Source organism: bacterium (genome assembly GCA_031082185.1).
GTDB lineage: Bacteria > Sysuimicrobiota > Sysuimicrobiia > Sysuimicrobiales > Humicultoraceae > VGFA01.
On sequence record JAVHLI010000008.1, the window covers coordinates 32,283 to 49,253 of the forward strand.

The 16,971-nt window shown below is 64.8% G+C and carries 14 protein-coding genes and 1 pseudogene; 5 read left to right on the forward strand and 10 right to left on the reverse strand.

Translation table 11 applies throughout. The features are described 5' to 3' along the window. Positions 1-124 precede the first annotated feature (124 nt). Both RDU83_08830 and RDU83_08835 read right to left on the reverse strand, forming a co-directional pair. The gene (locus tag RDU83_08830; GenBank protein ID MDQ7841115.1) at positions 125-550 is read right to left on the reverse strand and encodes a hypothetical protein; all 426 of its coding nucleotides are present in this window, start codon (positions 548-550) and stop codon (positions 125-127) included. Positions 551-749: 199 nt separating this feature from the next. After that, the gene (locus tag RDU83_08835) at positions 750-1,742 is read right to left on the reverse strand and encodes a hypothetical protein (protein ID MDQ7841116.1); all 993 of its coding nucleotides are present in this window, start codon (positions 1,740-1,742) and stop codon (positions 750-752) included. 410 nt (positions 1,743-2,152) lie between these two features. Between RDU83_08835 and RDU83_08840 the strand changes: the two genes are divergently transcribed. Next, positions 2,153-3,445 (forward strand): MFS transporter, encoded by a 1,293-nt coding sequence (locus RDU83_08840; GenBank protein ID MDQ7841117.1) that lies wholly within the window; start codon positions 2,153-2,155, stop codon positions 3,443-3,445. Between the two features lie 15 nt (positions 3,446-3,460). Here RDU83_08840 and RDU83_08845 read toward each other — a convergent pair whose 3' ends face one another. Further along, positions 3,461-4,078 carry a histidine phosphatase family protein gene (locus tag RDU83_08845; protein MDQ7841118.1) on the reverse strand — a complete coding sequence of 206 codons (618 nt, stop codon included), beginning with the start codon at positions 4,076-4,078 and terminating at the stop codon, positions 3,461-3,463. 116 nt (positions 4,079-4,194) lie between these two features. Between RDU83_08845 and RDU83_08850 the strand changes: the two genes are divergently transcribed. From RDU83_08850 to RDU83_08865, 4 genes are read left to right on the forward strand one after another with little or no spacing between them, the layout of a single operon-like run. Beyond that, positions 4,195-5,133, forward strand: a complete 939-nt coding sequence (locus RDU83_08850) for an ABC transporter permease (protein ID MDQ7841119.1) — start codon at positions 4,195-4,197, stop codon at positions 5,131-5,133. Continuing rightward, on the forward strand, positions 5,099-5,983 hold the full coding sequence (locus RDU83_08855) for an ABC transporter permease (protein MDQ7841120.1): 885 nt from the start codon (positions 5,099-5,101) through the stop codon (positions 5,981-5,983). Before RDU83_08850 ends, RDU83_08855 begins: the two co-directional genes overlap by 35 nt. 34 nt (positions 5,984-6,017) lie before the next feature. Continuing rightward, on the forward strand, positions 6,018-7,571 hold the full coding sequence (locus tag RDU83_08860; protein MDQ7841121.1) for an ABC transporter substrate-binding protein: 1,554 nt from the start codon (positions 6,018-6,020) through the stop codon (positions 7,569-7,571). Then, complete coding sequence (locus tag RDU83_08865; protein ID MDQ7841122.1) at positions 7,568-8,179, forward strand: hypothetical protein; 612 nt, start codon at positions 7,568-7,570, stop codon at positions 8,177-8,179. Before RDU83_08860 ends, RDU83_08865 begins: the two co-directional genes overlap by 4 nt. Positions 8,180-8,394: 215 nt before the next feature. Here RDU83_08865 and grdA read toward each other — a convergent pair whose 3' ends face one another. The 7 genes and pseudogenes from grdA to RDU83_08900 all read right to left on the reverse strand — a co-directional run bounded on the left by grdA (position 8,395) and on the right by RDU83_08900 (position 16,714). After that, positions 8,395-8,847, reverse strand: a complete 453-nt coding sequence (grdA, locus tag RDU83_08870; protein MDQ7841123.1) for a glycine/sarcosine/betaine reductase complex selenoprotein A — start codon at positions 8,845-8,847, stop codon at positions 8,395-8,397. 5 nt (positions 8,848-8,852) lie between these two features. After that, complete coding sequence (gene grdC, locus RDU83_08875; GenBank protein MDQ7841124.1) at positions 8,853-10,328, reverse strand: glycine/sarcosine/betaine reductase complex component C subunit beta; 1,476 nt, start codon at positions 10,326-10,328, stop codon at positions 8,853-8,855. 73 nt (positions 10,329-10,401) lie between these two features. Beyond that, positions 10,402-11,376 (reverse strand): FAD-dependent oxidoreductase, encoded by a 975-nt coding sequence (locus RDU83_08880; protein MDQ7841125.1) that lies wholly within the window; start codon positions 11,374-11,376, stop codon positions 10,402-10,404. Positions 11,377-11,389: 13 nt separating this feature from the next. Next, on the reverse strand, positions 11,390-12,706 hold the full coding sequence (gene grdB / locus RDU83_08885; protein MDQ7841126.1) for a glycine reductase complex selenoprotein B: 1,317 nt from the start codon (positions 12,704-12,706) through the stop codon (positions 11,390-11,392). A 31-nt stretch (positions 12,707-12,737) separates the two neighbouring features. Further along, positions 12,738-14,009, reverse strand: a complete 1,272-nt coding sequence (locus tag RDU83_08890; protein ID MDQ7841127.1) for a glycine/sarcosine/betaine reductase component B subunit — start codon at positions 14,007-14,009, stop codon at positions 12,738-12,740. Positions 14,010-14,259: 250 nt separating this feature from the next. After that, positions 14,260-14,559 (reverse strand): annotated as a pseudogene (locus tag RDU83_08895) (ATP-binding protein). A gap of 544 nt (positions 14,560-15,103) precedes the next feature. Beyond that, positions 15,104-16,714 carry a bifunctional shikimate kinase/3-dehydroquinate synthase gene (locus RDU83_08900; protein ID MDQ7841128.1) on the reverse strand — a complete coding sequence of 537 codons (1,611 nt, stop codon included), beginning with the start codon at positions 16,712-16,714 and terminating at the stop codon, positions 15,104-15,106. Positions 16,715-16,971 lie beyond the last annotated feature (257 nt).

A 16,971-nucleotide genomic window follows, 5' to 3' on the forward strand; every position in this document is an offset into this window, starting at 1 on the left:
CACCCGGGGGCTGCCATATGTGCCGTGGGAGCGGCGATAGATGCGCTCGCTGCGATGCAGGAGCGCGTCGTTGGCCTCCGCTCGCGCGCTCGGATATCCATAGGCTTCAGGGGGGGAGCAACATCTACTTCCTGAGTACGCCACGCCTGACAAGTTCGTTCACGAGCTCGCGAACCTTACGCATGTCAAGAACCGGAGGTCCGCCTGGCCCATACCCCAACTCAAGCCTACCGCCACGCCGGTTGCGCAGGTCCTTGTAGTACGAGAACCACACCGAGTCGACGCGGCCGCGCTTTGCGTGGCTTACCATGAAGACGAAGGGTTGGTAGGAATCACTGGGATCGCCCAGGGGTATGATACCTCTCAGGAACGGCTCCCAGGTCTTGCCGAGTTCCTGAAGCTCAAATGACTTCTCGATGAATCCGCGTTTCCCACAGCCGCACAGGAAGTAGCCCTCCTTGTCGCAGTGATTGCGGATCAGGTCGACGATGTTTGCTGCCCGTCCTCCCGCTGCGCAGCGGCTGCTTGTGCATTGGATCTTCCACGCCATCTTGTGACTCCGTCGGGTGTTCTCTCTGCCGGTCTAACACATTGGAAATTGAGATGCGGGCGGCGTGGCCGCCAGATACAACCATTCTTACCTTAGCCGAGCATCGGCACCAGCCGAATCCGCTCGATCTCCTGGCTAGCGCACTCAGCATGGACCACTCTTAGAGCCGGCTACGAAGTGGTGCGCCGGAGGAGTGGGGTCAGGAAGTGCCTCGTGAGAGCGATGAGCCGGGCACAAGCCGCAGTCCCAGGGCTGCCCAAGCGATGATCGGGGGCAGGAAAAGGAATCCCCAGTAGCCGGTGTATGAGCCGTCCTGATAGGTTCCTGGGGTCCCCGTGAGCACGAGCAGTGCGAGAAGCCCGAGAGTCGTCCCCCCGACAAGCACGCGAAGCCGCGTCTTCCGCAGCGTCCACGCTCCCGCAACCGCCATCATGCAGAAGAGCACGACCACCGGCACCAGCACCGGGGTTGTACTCACCCACCGCACGCATGCGGACAGGAACGCCAGGCCCGGATGGAAGTACGAAGCCAGGAGTCCACCCTGCGTGATCGGGGGAGCAGGATCGCCCTGTGAAACGGCCTGGACTCGGGCGGCGTGCACAGCGTAAAGAGCGGCCCACACAAGAAGGCTTCCGGCCCAGGGAATCCACAAGCGCCTTGCTCTGGCGACGCGGTCGAATGACAGCGCTGCGAGCATGATAAGTACAGGGATGGCTGAGGGCTCTCTTGTCGCCATAGCGAACAGGGCGCTAGTCGCTCCAAGAGCACTGAGCGCCTTCGCCCGCCTGCTGTTGGAGTAGGCCAGCTCAGGGTTCTCTAGCACCAGAACGCAAAGAGCGCCGGCGATGACCACCATGGGCGCCGCCCACATCTCGGTGTATAGAACTCGAGGCGGGTGGAGGATTGCCGCGGTGTACACGACGCCCAGAGCGAAGGGTGTGAGTATGGCGGAAACTGGCCGGAGCAGGGGCGTTGTAGCCGAGTACGCGGCGAGCATGCTAATGCCCGCGAGCACCCCGTACACGAAGCCAATCACAGCTCCGGAGCCGAGTGCTAGCCAGAGGTATGTCAGTAACGGCTGGCGGTAGGTGAGCGGGGAGTAAGTGTTCCAGCGGCCCGGGTTTGAGTTGAACATGTCGTTCTGGGCCCGGTAGAAATCGACGCCCCGCCTAACGCCCTGTAACGTGCCCAAGTAGATCCCCTCGTCAATCAACCTCGGGGTGTTTGGCCGAGGCGCCATTTGAAACAGGGTAACAGTTGTTACGGGCCACGAAGGTCCCCAGACCGTAGGTTGTTTATGGATGGTCGCGGGCACATTGGCCATAAGAACGCTCGAGAGGACAACGACGATTGCGAGAATAATGACCACGGAATGCGCAAGCCGGGCATCATGAGACCAAGCTGACTCGCGATTCGCTTTGCCAGTACTTGGCCATCCGGGTCATGTATGCGCTTGAAGGTCGGGCAACGCCACCTCTCCCTTCTGGGAGCTTGAATCCCGGCCCCGGCCCTGTTCTGTCAGACTATCATTCCTTCACATTCTCCACCTGCGGATGGCGACTGAACAAGGAATGCGGCGTGGCCTGCGTGGAAGCATCGTGCGTGCTCACTCCCGCCCGGCGCATCCTCTACAGTCTCGGCCCCTTCGGTTCCAGTCTGCTCCAGCAGACCGTCCTCCTCTGGGTCTTCTATTTCTATGCGCCGCCGCCGGATCAGGGCCTGCCCCAGCGGGTGGCGCCGGCGCTTCTGGGCCTGGCCATGGGCATTGGGCGTGCCGTGGATGCGCTGGCAGATCCGCTGGTGGCCCACTGGAGCGACCGGCTGCGCTGGCAGATCGGCCGCCGGAGGCCGTTCATCCTGGCCGGCGCGCCGCTGCTGGCGGTCTCGTTCGCGCTGCTGTGGCGGCCGCCTCACGAGGTGGTCTCGGCGGCGAACTTCTTCTTCCTGGCCGCGGTGCTGGGCGCCTTCTTCTTCATGCTGACGTTCGTGCTCAACCCCTACATGGCGCTGCTGCCCGAGGTCACCCAACCCGGAAGGGATCGCGTGGTCACCTCGGCCTGGCAGAGCGCGTTCAGTTTGACCGGCACCGCGTCGGCGTTCCTCGCTTCGTCGGCGCTCGCTGCGCGGGCCGGCTATCCGGCCATGGGGCTGGTGCTGGCGCCGCTGGGCCTGGTCCCGCTCCTTGTGGCAGGGCTGGCAGTGCGCGAGCGGCCGATCGCCGACGCACGAGTTGACTTCTGGCCGGCGATGCGCATGGTCTTCGGCCATCGGGCGTTTCGGATCTTCATCGTGGGGTTTGCGTTGCTGTGGCTCGGGCTCTCGATGGTGAACCTCTCGATGGCCCTGATGGTGACGGTCCTGATGGGCCTGCCCCGGGCGGCGGTCGGCAGTGTGCTGGGCGCGAGCGTGGCCGCAACGCTGCTCGGGCTGCCCGCGGTCGCTGCCATGGCCGGCCGGCTTGGCAAGCCGCGGGCGTTGCTGCTGGCCATGGCCGCGTCCGGCGTGATCCTACCCATGCTGGCATCGGTCGGCCTGTGGCCGGTGCCGTTCGGGCCGGCGGCCCAGGGCTACTTGGTGGCCGCGCTGGCCGGACTGCCGCTGGCCGCGCTGTTCGTGCTGCCCAACGCGATGCTTTCCGACATCACACAGCAGGTAGCCCGGGAGCACGGGCAGCGCCTAGAGGGGATGTTCTTCGCGTTCCAGGGTCTCATCCTCAACGGCGCGACAAGCGTCGCGGCCGCCGCGCTGGGCGCCGTGCTGCAGATCTTCGGATACGCTCTTGGGCTACGGGTGGCGCCTCTGCTGGCTGTGGCCTGCGTGGTCGCAGGAATCGCGGTGTTCAGCCGATTTCCCGAGGGTGAGCAGGGGGCTACCGGGCTAAGGCCCGCCGGATAGGAACCCGCCGCATAGTCACTCGGCGTCCAGGTGCACGGTGCTGTTCAGCGCCGTCACGCGGGGCAGCGGACCGCCTAACTCTATGATGTTGATGCACGCGCCGCCCTGTGCGATCCGGGCATGATGGCCCAGCGGCGCGCCCAGGCACGATAGTAGTAGCGTCTTGTTCACCCCACCGTGGGCGACCACCGCGATGGCCTCGCCCGGATGCCGCTCTGCCAGCAGGTGCAGCGCGGCGACGGCGCGCGCCGCTACCTCCTCCATGGATTCGCTGCCGGGGAGGCGCGACTCGGCGGGCGAGTCGTGCCTCGCCTGAATAGGCCTGCCGTCCCCATCCCTGACCTCTGAGATCAGGCGGCCCTCCCACTCTCCCTGGTCCATCTCCCGTAACTCCGCGACCGCGCGCAGCGGGATCCCGTGCGCGGCGGCTATCGGAGCGGCCGTCGCGCAGGCCCGGCCGAGCGGGCTGGAATACACCGCGGCAAGCGGGACCGCGCCGAGCGCCTCGACAAGCCGCCGCACCTGCTCCTGCCCGCGCTCGCTCAGCGGCGCGTCTAGGGTCCCCTGCAGGCGCCCTTCGGCGTTCCAGGTGGTCTCGGCGTGGCGGATGAGGTAGATCACTGTGGGATGCATTGGGCACACGCTATAATAGCAGGTTCCGTCCTGTTGGCAGCGTATATAATGCCAAATAGTGCTCGCCGCGCCGCGAACTCGGCGCACCACTGGAGGGATGTCGCCTGGCCTCATACTTGGCGCGACGGCTGCTGCTTGCCGTTCCCACCATGCTCGGCGTGCTGCTTGGGGTCTTCTTGCTCATTAGGCTGGTCCCCGGCGATGTCGTAACGCAGATGATCGGGCTCGAGGGGAGTCTCCCTCAAGGACGGGCTGAGGAGCTGCGGACGTTGTTCGGCCTGGACAAGCCCTTGCCGGTCCAGTTCGCGGAGTACATCGCGAAGATCGGTCGGGGCGACATGGGCAAGTCGCTGCGTACCGGCCGGCCCGTTGGGCCGGAGCTTGCCCGGCGCTTCCCGGTGACTGTGCAACTGGCGTTTATGGGCCTGCTCGTCGCGTTGATGATAGGCATCCCGGTTGGGATAACGGCCGCGCTGCAGCGCGGCAGGGCGGGCGATTACCTGGCCACGGGTTTCGTGATGCTGGGACTCTCGGTCCCCTCATTCTGGCTGGGGGTCTTGCTCATACTGCTGTTTGCCCTCCGCCTGGGGTGGCTGCCGCCCACCGGCTACATATCCCCTGCCGAGAACCTGACCGCGAACCTGCGGCACATGGTGCTGCCGGCGCTGTCGCTTGGGATGGTGCTGGCCGCCGCCATCACCCGCATTATCCGGAGTAGCCTGCTCGAGGTCCTGGCGCGCCAGTACATCAGGACCGCGCGCGCCAAGGGGTTGCGCGAGTCGGTGGTCATCCTCAAGCACGGCCTGCGCACCGCGCTGATCCCGGTGGTGACCGTCATCGGCCTGCAGTTCGGCACGCTGCTGGGCGGCACCGTCATCATAGAGCAGATCTTCAGCCTGCCGGGCATTGGCCGATTCGCGCTGGAAGGGATCAACCTCCGCGACTACCCGGTGATACAGGGAGCGGTGCTGTCCATATCACTGTCCTTCGTGCTGGTAAATCTGTTTGTGGATCTCCTCTATGGATTCCTCGATCCCCGCATCCGTTACCAGTAGCTGGTTTCCGGCGCGGAGGGCCGGAGTCGGGCGACGCCTTGCGCGGCACGCGGGCGCCCGCGTCGGCGGCGTCCTGCTGCTTGCGGTGATGATCGGCGCCTTAGCCGCCCCGCTGCTGGCAAAACACGATCCGCTGCAGATCGCGCCGGCGCGCAGGCTGCAGGGCCCAAACTCCGCGCACCCGCTGGGCACCGACATGTACGGCCGCGACACCTTCTCTCGCGTGCTGCACGGCGGGCGCATCTCGCTGTCGGTCGGGGCGCTCTCCGTCGGGCTGGCGCTGGCCGCGGGCGGCAGCGTAGGCGTCGCATCCGCGTTCATGGGTGGATGGGCGGACACGCTGGTCATGCGGCTGTCGGACGTCCTGCTGGCCTTCCCGGCGATCCTGTTGGCCATCGCGCTCCTGGCCTTTCTGGGAGGCGGGTTCTGGAACGTGGTGCTGGCCATCGCCATCGTCTACACCGCGCCGTTCTCGCGCGTGGCGCGGGCCGCCGTGCTCACGGTCCGGCACGAAGAGTACGTGGATGCTGCGCGCGCCGTCGGCGCAGGGGACGTCCGGCTCCTGCGGATGCACATCCTTCCCAACGCGATCGCGCCCCTCATCGTCGAGTGCACCCTGCGCCTGGCGCTGGCTATACTCGCCGAGGCCGCGCTGTCGTTCCTCGGCCTGGGCACCCAACCGCCGGCGCCTACCTGGGGGCAGATGATCGCCGAGGGCCGGGCGGTGATGACCTTCAGCTCGTGGCCGGCAATAGGGCCGGGGATTGCAATCAGCGTGACGGTACTGGGTTTCAATCTGCTGGGAGACGGCATTCGTGACGCGATTGACCCGCACACGCACGGTGCGTAGCAAGACATACTGCAACTCTAGGGAGGGAATCGCAATGCGTACTCTGATTCTGCTGTTATGCGCCGGACTGCTGGCCGCCTCCGGGCTCCAGCCGTCCGCGGCCCAGACCTCGGGGCCGCGCTACGGCGGCACGCTGCGCGCCGGGATGCAGACCGACCCCGTCGGTCTTGACCCGCACCTCACCACGGCCACGTCCAGCCGCAACATGATGGAGAACGTCTACGACACGCTGGTGTCCTACAGCGCGGACGGCCGGTTCGTCCCGAGCCTGGCCGAATCGTGGAGCGCGTCGCCGGACAATCTGGTGTGGACCTTCAAGCTCCGGCGCAACGTGAAATTCCACAACGGGAGGGCGATGACGGCCGAGGACGTCGTCTACACCATCAACCGAATACGCGATCCGAGGACCCGGGCGCCGCGCGCCGGTGACTTTGCGGATGTGGACACGGTGACCGCGCCGGATCCGTACACCGTGGTGTTCAAGCTCAAGAAGCCCTACAGCCCGTTGATCGCCAAGCTCTCCCACTCGGTGTGGGCCGCGATCGTGCCGCGCGAGGTAGTGGAGAGAGACGGGGACCTGCACGCCAACCCCACGGGCACCGGGCCGTTCCGGTTCATCGGCTACACCCCGCAGCAGCGGCTCATTCTGGTCCGCAACGGCGACTACTGGGGCTTCGACGAAACGGGCCGCCGGCTGCCCTACCTCGACCGGATTGAGTTCGTGTTCTTCCCGGACGCGATCGCACGCACCACCGCGCTGCGCACGGGCACGGTGGACTTCATCGAGTACATCCCGTCCTCCGAGGTGCGCGTCCTGCGCGCCGACCCGAACATTGATGTCCTGGGTGGGCCGTCCGCCAACTTCCGGGCGATCTACATCAACAATGCGGTTGCGCCGTTCAACAACGTGAAGGTACGCCAGGCGCTGGCCTGGTCCATCAACCGCAAGGAGATCATTGACACCGCTCTCTTCGGCGTGGGAGGCATGGATGCGACCGCCAGCGTGATCCCGCCGGGCAACTTCTACGCGCTCTCGCGCAACGTCTATGACAAACCCGACATTGACCGCGCGAAGCGGCTGCTGGCCGAGGCCGGGCACCCCAACGGGATAGACGCCGACCTCTACGTGACCAGCACCTACGACTTCCTGCGCACGCCCGCGGAGGTCATCCATGCTCAGGTGGCCAGGGCCGGTATCCGGCTGCGCATCGTGACCGCGGACTGGAGTGTATACCTCCCCACGGTGTTCGCGAAGCGGTACGTGCTCACCATCCTGGGGACCTCGGGGCAGGTTGACCCGGACGACTACGTCTTCAACAACTTCAGGACCGGCGACGCGCGCAACTACGTGAACTTCTCGGACCCGGTGTTCGACAAGCTGGTCGAGGAAGGCCAGACCGTATCCGGCGAGGCGCAGCGCAAGCGTATCTATGAGCAGGCGCAGATGCGGCTGCAGGAGTTGGTGCCGATGGTCTTCCTCTTCCACTCGACGACGTACGAGGCCGTGCGGAAGTCGGTTCAGGGCTTCGAGCACTGGCCGAACCAGTCATACTACGGCCTGCGACGCACCTGGATGGTGGCGCGATGAGATCCGTCACGCGGGCACTGGCACTGGTGCTGGCCGGCACGCTGGTATTCGCCACAGGCGCGCTGGCCGCCCCGAAGCTCGTGGTCAAGGGCGATGCGAAGGCGTGGGCAGAGATCGCTGCCGCGATGACAAAGCTAACGAAGCTCAAGTCCTATCGCGCCAAGGGGACGGTGGCAGGGCCGACGGGTCCCATGGTCACCCTGATGGACGTGGTGAACCCCGGCAGTTTCTACTCGAAGACGACGGTAGGCGGAAAAGTTGTTGAAGTGATCCAGGTCGGGACCGCGGTCCGTATGCGGACCGGAGGGGGGGCGTGGATCTGTGACACGCAGACGCAAGACCAGCTCGGCATGGACCCAGAAAAGATGTGGGGTGAGGTAACCGCATCCCGGGGCCCTGCAGAGACCATCGCGGGCGTCCAGACCCAGTCCTACACCTACGTGTGGAAGAACGACATAATGACCACAAAGAATCGGGTGTTCGTGGCTGCTACGGACGGCCTTCCCCGGCGAGCGCAGGTTCTGGAAGAGGACGGCTCGGTGATGATGGCGACGGACTACTTCGACTTCAACGCGGCGATCAAGATCACCCTGCCCTCGTGCAAGTAGGGCGGTGAATGAGCGGTGGGGGGGGCGTCCCGCCCCCCCCACCGTCGCTACTAGGAGCTCGGCTCCCGTTCCTCCAGGAATCCCAGGATCCTGCGCACGGCCCCCGTCTACGGCCCGTCCTCCGAGGTGCGCGTGCTGCGCGCCGACCCGAACATTGACGTCCTGGCCGGGCCTTCCGCCAACCTCCGGGCTAAGTCACCCAAGTACTTCGGAGGCTAGCTCTTACGTATCTTGTCAAGCACTTCGCTGATCTTCTCCACATCCAGGGCGATTTCCATGAGCCCCAGGTGTTCGGCAGCGACCGCGGGGTCAATCTGCTCCTTGATGACCGGCTCCATAATGTGAAAGACGGGTAACCCCAGCGCAACACCTGCCAGCACCCCCGCCCAACTTGGATCTCCCTTCGTGACGGTCTCGGCATAGAGTCCAGCGCTATCGGCATCGGGCGCGCCCAGCACGACGACGACATCTTTGCCGTGTTGTTCGATGTAGTGCTTGATACTCTCTTGACCCTCCAGGTCAAAGGCGCCGGCCGATGTTCAGACAAAACACTGAGTTTGCGTGATGACCGGCTCGGCGCCGGCGCTCCTCACGCAGGCCTCGATGGCCGGACCCTGCACTCCATCGCGTTCGCCGATAATGATGACCTTCTTCGACTTCAGCAGCATTCTGGCTACACACCTCCTTTGTTCCTCTCCAACAGGAACGACATACCGTCGGCGAGCTGGGTCATGCGTCCCAAGAAGAGGCTCCCCTTCGCCACAAACATAGTGTTGTCCATCTCACCCGACATCATCTTCCTTACCGAGTGCCCCAGCACAGGCACAGCGGAGGCGATATGCCCCTGGGTAGAAGAGAACCCAAGCATGCCGTGCTTCTCAACGAAACGGTCAAGATCCGCGCGTTGGATCTCTCCGCGCAATACCGCAAAGCTGCCGATAATACGGTAATTCGTCCTGGGTACATTGCCGCTTCCCTGTGGCTCGGTGATCTCAGGATTGTGCATTTCCGTGGCGTACTTGTCGATCTGCGTAAACTTGAGTCCCAGCCGGTCTAATGGTTGTGCGATCAACTTGTCGAAGATGGCCTGCTGGCTGGAACCTGAGCCGATCTCGTGTTTTCCTATGGAATCGAGCCGAATGACCGGGCTCTTGCCGTCGTCCAGCCCCACCCTAACCGCGACCGCAGCAATCACGTCCTCCAGGATCGGCATGTCGTGGCGAAGATGACCTTGAAACTTCATCCCGAGCTTGGCAAAGGAACCGCCGGCCACGACAACCACATCGTTGAAGATTCCCGACGCGACTAGGCCCGCGGCCACCACGATGGCATGAACCGTGCCGGAGCAGAACGCCTTGATATCGGCGCCCCCTGCTCTCGAGCACCCGCATAGCTCTCCGATGGCCTTCGCCATGTTGCCGCCGCCCCGGTTATAGCGATCTCCGACCGCCTCCTCGCCGCCCCCCAGGAGAAAGTCCACGGCCTCGGCCTCCCCCGTCGCCGCGACCTGGTGCCGCAACGCCAACGCGCCGGAGGCCCTGACGGACAGATTCTCCAGCAGAATCTCCGCCGTGAGGTTGGGGTCTTCCTCATGCCCGGATCGAACACACCCGACGAGCCGACCGCCTCGATCATACACGGGGAGGGTCACCCCGTCGGCGAGCTGCTGCTCGATGTCGGCCAGAGAGACGCCGTTGCCCAATCTCAGAAGATCCGCGTCCGAAAAGAGGGGATGCTGCCTCAACTTCACGGCGACGTCGCGTACAAAGCCTTCTTCCAGCAAGACCAGTTGGAATTCATCGCAGATCTTCATCATGCCGTAGAACTCGTCTTCGGGCATGATCTCCCCAAAGAGACCCCACCGAGAGCCGTCACGCACAGGATGCTTGTACCAGGGAGACGGAACACGCGTCAGGTCATCAGGATCAAGATTACCAATGAATACCTGGTTCGGTGGGTAGGCGACGGCCTCTTCAAAGGTACGCAGGTGGCTCCGGAACGACTCGAGCAAGGGAGGATCCTTCTTTATCTCCCGCGAGGGTTTGGAGCCGTGACCGGTCAGTCCGGGCACATGGGCCAAGAAATACGAAACTCCCCGCACGACGGGGTTCGCAGGTTGGTGGTTCGCCGAAGAGCTCACAATGTACACCTTCCTGTCGGCCCCGCAAAGGCACCCTAGCTCAGGGCGGCCTGCGCTACGGCCGCGGCCCCACTCGCATCGCCTACGCGTCTATACCTGCCGGTCGAGAGGCATTGGAACTCCAAACCAAACTGCACATCTTGTGCGCCGAGAGCGCGGCGGTCACGCCATCGCCGACGGCGGTTGCGATTTGTCTGTCTGAGCCGTGCCGTGTGTCGCCGGCGGCGAAGATCCCCGGGACAGACGTTTCCAGTCTCTCGTCCACCAACACGTATCCCTTATCGTCCAACGACACCAGGCCTTTGAGATAGCCCGTGTTGGGCTCGAGGCCGATTCGAACCAAGACGCCGCCTACGGGCAATGTTGTTCTCGCGCCTGTCAGGGCATTGACTAACTCCACCTCTCTCACCTGATCGTCGCCCCTGATGGCTTCAAGCCTGGTCCCGCAGCGGATTTGGATCTTGGGATCGGCCAGGGCCCTGTCATGAAGAATCTTCGTGGCCATAACATGAGGCATAATCTCCACCACGATGATCTCAGAGACGAGTCGCGACAGATACAGTGCTTCGCTCAGCCCGCTATCGCCCCCGCCGGCCACCACGACGACACGATCCTTGAACTGCGGGGCGTCGCATACGCCGCAGTAACTCACGCCCTTCCCCAAGAACTCGCTCTCTCCGGCCACCCCCAATTTTACCGGCGACGCGCCACCTGCGAGGATCACGGTGCTCGCCCGATAGGCGACGTCTCCCCCTCGGATGAGCGTGGCCCTGACGGCCTTGTACTCATCGTGCGGCTCGATGCCCTCAACCCGAGCCAGCTTGAACTGCAGGCCGAATTTCATCGCCTGCTTCATCATATCCAGGCCTAGCTTGGCGCCGGAAACACCGTCGGGGAACCCGGGGTAGTTCTCCACCTGCCAGATGCTTCGCATCCCGCCCCCGGCGGCTTCGTCCCCCAAGAGAAGAACGCTCAGGCCACCTCGACTCGCATAGAGGCCCGCCGCCAATCCCGCGGGGCCGCACCCTACGATGATGACCTGGTAATCCTCGTCCATCTCCCGTTTCACCCTACCCGTCGAACACGGTCTGTTTCTCCACGTCGGTCCCCAGGGCGCGCAGCCCTTTCTTGACCAGGCGCAGACGCAACTCCCTCTCGTCGCGCTCCGGCAACGCGGGATTCCCCAGCGGATGCGGGATCGCGACCGCCGGCACGATGCGGTTGGCTCCCACGGTCATTGATATCGGCACGATCGCCGCTATGTGGACGACGGGCAACCCTATCCGGTCGATCTCCTTTGCCAGCGTTGCGCCGCAACGCGTATCGGTCCCTCAGGTTGAGGTCAGGATCACGCCATCGACGCCGGCCGCCAGAAGCCTTTCCGCGATCGCTTTGCCAAACTTCTGCGCGTTGGCCACCGAAGTGGCATTGCCGACCGTGACGTAATACTCGTTGTGAAGATGGCCGATGATGCCTTCTCTCTCCAGGGCGCGCGCCGCGTCCAGCGGCAGTACTCTATCCGGGTCTTCATTCGCGTAAACCGGATCATAGCCGCCGTGACACGTCTGGTAGGCGTCCGCGGTCAGGTCATCCGTACCGGCGATGCTGTACGCGGCAAACTTGGAAGCGCTGGCGGCCTCTATGCGGTCCGGGTTGCCTCGGGGGACAATGCCCCCTGTCGTTACCAGGGCGATGGTCGCCGCACTCAGTTCCTTGATCGCGGGGCTGGGGGGAATGCGCTCAAAGGTGGGCATCCGATACTCGGTCTGAAATGCCTCCCCCTTGAGTTTGGCCAGCAGCATGTCGACCGCTCGCTGCGCTCCGGTTCGCTCGACAAATGCGTTGACCCGTATGCCGCGGGGCAGGTATCCGTCCACCTGGGGAAGGCCGATGGGCTGTCCGAGGCCGAGCTTCCGCACGAAGCCGGCCAGCCTGGGAATCGTCTCTCTCATTCCTTGAACCGAGCGGGGCGCGGGGATCACGAAGACTTCCTTGCGGTAGAGCTCCACCCCAGGGTTCTCCTCGTACATGGCCGTGACCGCCGGCACTCCCAGCCTCCTGCTGACCGCAGTACACGCCGCTCCGCAGGCGATACCGTACCTGCCGGCATTGAATGCCGGGCCTGCCACGAAGACGTCCGGCCTGTGGGGCGCAACGAGCTCCGCGACCGCTTCTGCCGCGGTCTCTATGTTCTCGGCGAAATAGTTGTCACCGCAGACAACCGTGGCGACGATCTCTCCCTCGTCACCCAGCGCCTGCTGTAGGGGGATACCAGGACCGACAGCGCCCTCCTTGACCTGGGGCGGGATGCCGGCTTTGTCTTCGCCTCCTATCTGCGCGAAGAACTGGTTCAAGTAGTGCACCACTCTATAGCGTCCCCGTACCATCCCTATGCCCCCCGCTTTCCCATTGAGATCTCTAGTGCTCTTGCGCGGCCAACCTGCCAAGACCCAGTTGGCAGGTAGATCCCATGATGGCTTGTATCTCCACGCTCAGGGCTCCATCGGCGGCCACACAGCCAACATATCCTCCAGCAATCACCTCCGCCGGCCTCAGGTCTCCAATGACCCGGCCCATAGGGGGCAGTGTGATCACCGCGTTCGCATTCCCGACACTCACCACCGCGTCCGCCTGAGGCACCGTATCTGCCAGCGACTGAGAGCTACCGTCACTGCCCGCGTACTCGTCGGTGATCAGTACGGTCCTGATCCCGTAGTCTTCGATCTTCCTGCAGAGCATCATCACGTCAGCATCGGGATTGCCGAAGCCCTCCTTCGTAATGACCACTCCGTCCGCGCCGAGCAGCTTCACCAGTTTGGCGGCATAGCTTGAAGATCGCTCTTTGTCCGCCAAGGTGACGTTCAGATTGGTGACGACCACGCCGACGAAGTTGAGCTCGCTGCCGTGTCTCCGGTAGAGCTCCTCGATCACGGGATTGTTCAGATGATGGCAGGTCGTGTGCTTGTCGCAGGCTGAGACGCAGTTCCCGCTCACTATCGCGCCATCCAGAACCTCGTTGGGATGGACCAATGTGGGCAGGAGGCTCTTGGCGTCTGCACCGTAGAGATAGGTATCGTGCAACAGCCCCTGTGACAACACGGGGTACACATGGGCAACCCGCGGGAGTGCGGGGTCTATGGCGCCACCCAGCTCGTAGACCTGAACCTCGTCAGGGACCACACCACGACTGGCTTCGCCCAGGTAGGCCGCCGCTCTCAGCCCGGCGAGACGTACCGCCTCTTCGTGCGCATGCCCGGGCAGCCCATCGACGGGATGCAGGATCAGCACCACGTTATTCGTATCGGAGAATGGCGAGTACGCGGCACCCGGACCGGTCATATCGACGAAGCCTTCCTGATAGCCGACGATCCGTCCCACGGTCAGAACGTTGGTCCCCCTGAGCACGTTGGTCCTACCCGACCCGGCGGTCCTCATGCCGCCGGCCATTCCCGGATAGTAGCCCTCTGCGCCGTCCGCCTTGATCCTCGGCTCGATCACGTCCTTGACCGGGATGATCCTCACACTCTCTCCGGGCCGTGCCAGCTCCACATCCGCCACGGCCAGCCGAGGGTCGCGCAGGGCGAGCGCAATCAGCTCGCTCTTGCTCACGTAGAGAATGCCGTTCTCGATACGGGTCGTCTCAGCAAACTGCACGTCCCTGATCTTGATTATCCCCAGCTCCAGCCGCACGATGCGCCTCCTCGTATCAATGGCGCGAGCTCAGTTGACACTCTCCCGGCCCGGGCCCGCCATGGCTCCGACGCCGTGCCCCGCGATGTGTGGCGTTTCCCGACCGGATCACCCGACGTGGTTCCGGAACCACAATAGCCCGACCGGGCAGGCAGCGCAAGGGCTCTGGAAGGACGAGATCGCCGTGCGGCTGAGCACCCTGCGTATTCCGATGAATTCGTCCAGCGATTCCGGGCAGACGGTCGGAGCGTCAGCGACGGCGCGGCAGTGCCTCACCTCCTGGACGTTGATTCTTTGATACGCCCCCTGCCAAGGCCTTGCGCATGGATTCGCCCTTGAGGATGAGTTTGTGCGCGTGGTGTACCAGCCGATCCAGGATGGCGTCAGCGAGCGTGGGATCGGCGATCGTGGCATGCAGGACGTCCAGGATGAGCAGATGGGTCTTGGCGATCCGGGCGATGAGCCGGGGATACGAGCCATCGGTGTGGGTCAGGGCGAGGTCGGTGAGCAAGCGCGGCCCGCGGCAGTACAGCGTGCTGAACCCCTGCCGGCGCCGTGCCGGCGTGTGCGGCCGTGGGGGAGCCAGCGGCGTAGTAGGCCGGGCCGCGGACGTTGGCATGGGGTCCGAGCGGCAGGACCTCCTGTGTGTCGAGTAGCCGGTGATCAAGCCCGGCCTCGAGGATCGACTTGACGCTGCGGCTGGAACGGCGTGTCATTGAGACGATCCCTCAAGACCGCCAGCTCCTGATTCAGCTCCGCCAGGCTGAAGAAGGTCCGGTGCCGCAGCGGGGCGAGGACCCACCCGGGGCATGGCGGTGGAGTTGGGGCCTCTCGGGATCCGGACCAACGCCGTCGCGCCGGGAACCACCCTGGCGGAGCGGCTCGCCGGCACCCTGCTAGGGGCGCCGGAGGCCCGCGCGCGGGAGTCGTCGCGGATTCCACTCCGGCGCATCGCCGATCCAGAGGATGTCGCCCGCGCGGTCAGGTTCCTGGCATCACCGGACGTGCGGCACCTCAACGGCGTGGTCCTGCCGGTTGATGGCGGCCTGCTCGCGCGGTCGCCCCAGCCATATCTGGCCAGGCCTGCGCGGCGTCTAGTCCCCGGCGCCGGTCGGAGGGGCGTGCTCCGTAATCACACACTCCACGAGCTCGATCGGAACGTCGCCCCGAACCTCCCCCTGCCCGATCTCCACGGGAAGAATGAAGCGCAGGCGCGCTCCCTGACGCTTCTTGTCGCGCCACAGCGCCTCCACCAGGCGGGCCGGTGCTACGCCGGAAAAGTCTATGGGGAGACCGAGCGCCCGCAGCAGCGTGGTCTGGCGGGCTTCCAGCGACGCGGGAGCGAGCCCCATCGCCACCGCGACCCGTGCGGCCAGCGTCATCCCGATCGCCACGGCTTCGCCGTGGGTGTACCGGTGGAACCCTGTCGAGGATTCGATCGCGTGTCCGAAGGTGTGCCCGTAGTTCAGGAGCATGCGGCGGCCCACCCCCTGCTCATCCTCTTCCACGAAGAGGGCCTTAATCCGGAGGCACCGCGCCACAAGCTCCGGCAGGCGGCGGCTGTCCGCGTCCAGCAGTTCGGAGGCATGGGTCTCAATGAAGGTAAATAGATCTGCATCTGCGATCGCACCGTACTTGACGGCCTCGGCCAGGCCTGCCCGAACGGACCGCACCCCGCTTCCACCGACGGCTGCCACATCCACGACGGCCAGGCGCGGGTGGAGGAGGAACCCGATGAGGTTCTTGGCCCGGAAGTGGTTGAGGGCCACCTTGCCGCCGACGCAACTGTCGAGCTGCGCCATGAGCGTGGTTGGAACGTGCGCGACGGGAATGCCCCGCATGTAGGTTCCGGCCACGAAGCCGCCCACGTCGAGCACCTCCTCGCCGCCCATCGCAATGAGACATCCTGTCCGATCTATCTGCTCACGGACGAGGCGGCCGTAGAGCCCCCCGACGCTCTCCCAGGTCTTGACGCTCTCCCCGGAGGGGACCTCGATCAGCACCGGGTCCAGGCCCGCTCCCTGCAGCGCATCGCAGACCTGCTCACCGTGCCGGCGGACCGCCGCCGGGGATGCCAGGATGCCTACCCGACCCGACAGGCCGGCCTCGCGCGCGTAGTATCCCAGGAGACCAAGAATCCCCGTGCCGACGATGGCACGGTAGGATTGGGCCTGGCCGGGGTTGACCTCAATCGAGGAGACCGGCTCCCGTTCTGCGAGAAACGCAAGGATCCTGCGCACCACGCCATCCACGTCCTCGCTGGAGACATCCACCACCAGGTCGGCGGAAAGGTACTTCGGGCCGCGCCGGGCCCACAGGCGCTCGATGTTCTGCGTTACATTGCCCTTCAGGAGCGGCCACTGGTCGGCCTGTCCAACCCGGCGCGCTATGGCCTCCGGAGAGGCGACGAGCGCGATGAGCCACCCCCAGGAACGCAGGGACTGGAGGTTGCTCTCCCTCTCCACCACGCCGCCGCCGGTGGCGACCACGCCCGGCGTCTGCGTGATCTCGGCGATCAGCGCCTCTTCAATGGCCCGGAAGTGGGGCTCGCCGTGACGCTCAAAGATTGAGGAGATTGACGCATCTTCGCGGCTCTCGATCGTCTCGTCCGTGTCCACGAATGGCAGGCCGAGGGTGAGCGAGAGCTGTCGGCCGACCGCGCTCTTTCCGGTGGCCGGCATCCCAATCAAGGCGATGTTCCTCACGGCGAACACCCTCCCGGACAGGGGCCCCTGCGGCCCTCCGCGTCAAGGGGCCCCGTTGTTGCGAGAGAGTATACCATCAAGGGACCGCGTCCGCTCGGGTCGCGGCGGGGAAGCGGCATGCACGGTGGAGCCCCAGTAGACCAGCGTGTACTGGCCGAGCATCAGCCCAAAGGCGCCCTGGCGGATGCGCGGGGCGTCGCGTCCCAGACCGCGTCGGTCGAGACCAGGTACGCCAGCGTTTCACGGCGGCCCCCCCT

Coding starts and splice junctions, on each gene's coding strand:
- RDU83_08830 (MDQ7841115.1), bottom strand. CDS start 550: ATGGCGTGGAAGATCCAATGCACAAGCAGCCGCTGCGCAGCGGGAGGA.
- RDU83_08855 (MDQ7841120.1), top strand. CDS start 5,099: ATGGATTCCTCGATCCCCGCATCCGTTACCAGTAGCTGGTTTCCGGCG.
- RDU83_08860 (MDQ7841121.1), top strand. CDS start 6,018: ATGCGTACTCTGATTCTGCTGTTATGCGCCGGACTGCTGGCCGCCTCC.
- RDU83_08880 (MDQ7841125.1), bottom strand. CDS start 11,376: ATGGACGAGGATTACCAGGTCATCATCGTAGGGTGCGGCCCCGCGGGA.
- RDU83_08845 (MDQ7841118.1), bottom strand. CDS start 4,078: ATGCATCCCACAGTGATCTACCTCATCCGCCACGCCGAGACCACCTGG.
- RDU83_08865 (MDQ7841122.1), top strand. CDS start 7,568: ATGAGATCCGTCACGCGGGCACTGGCACTGGTGCTGGCCGGCACGCTG.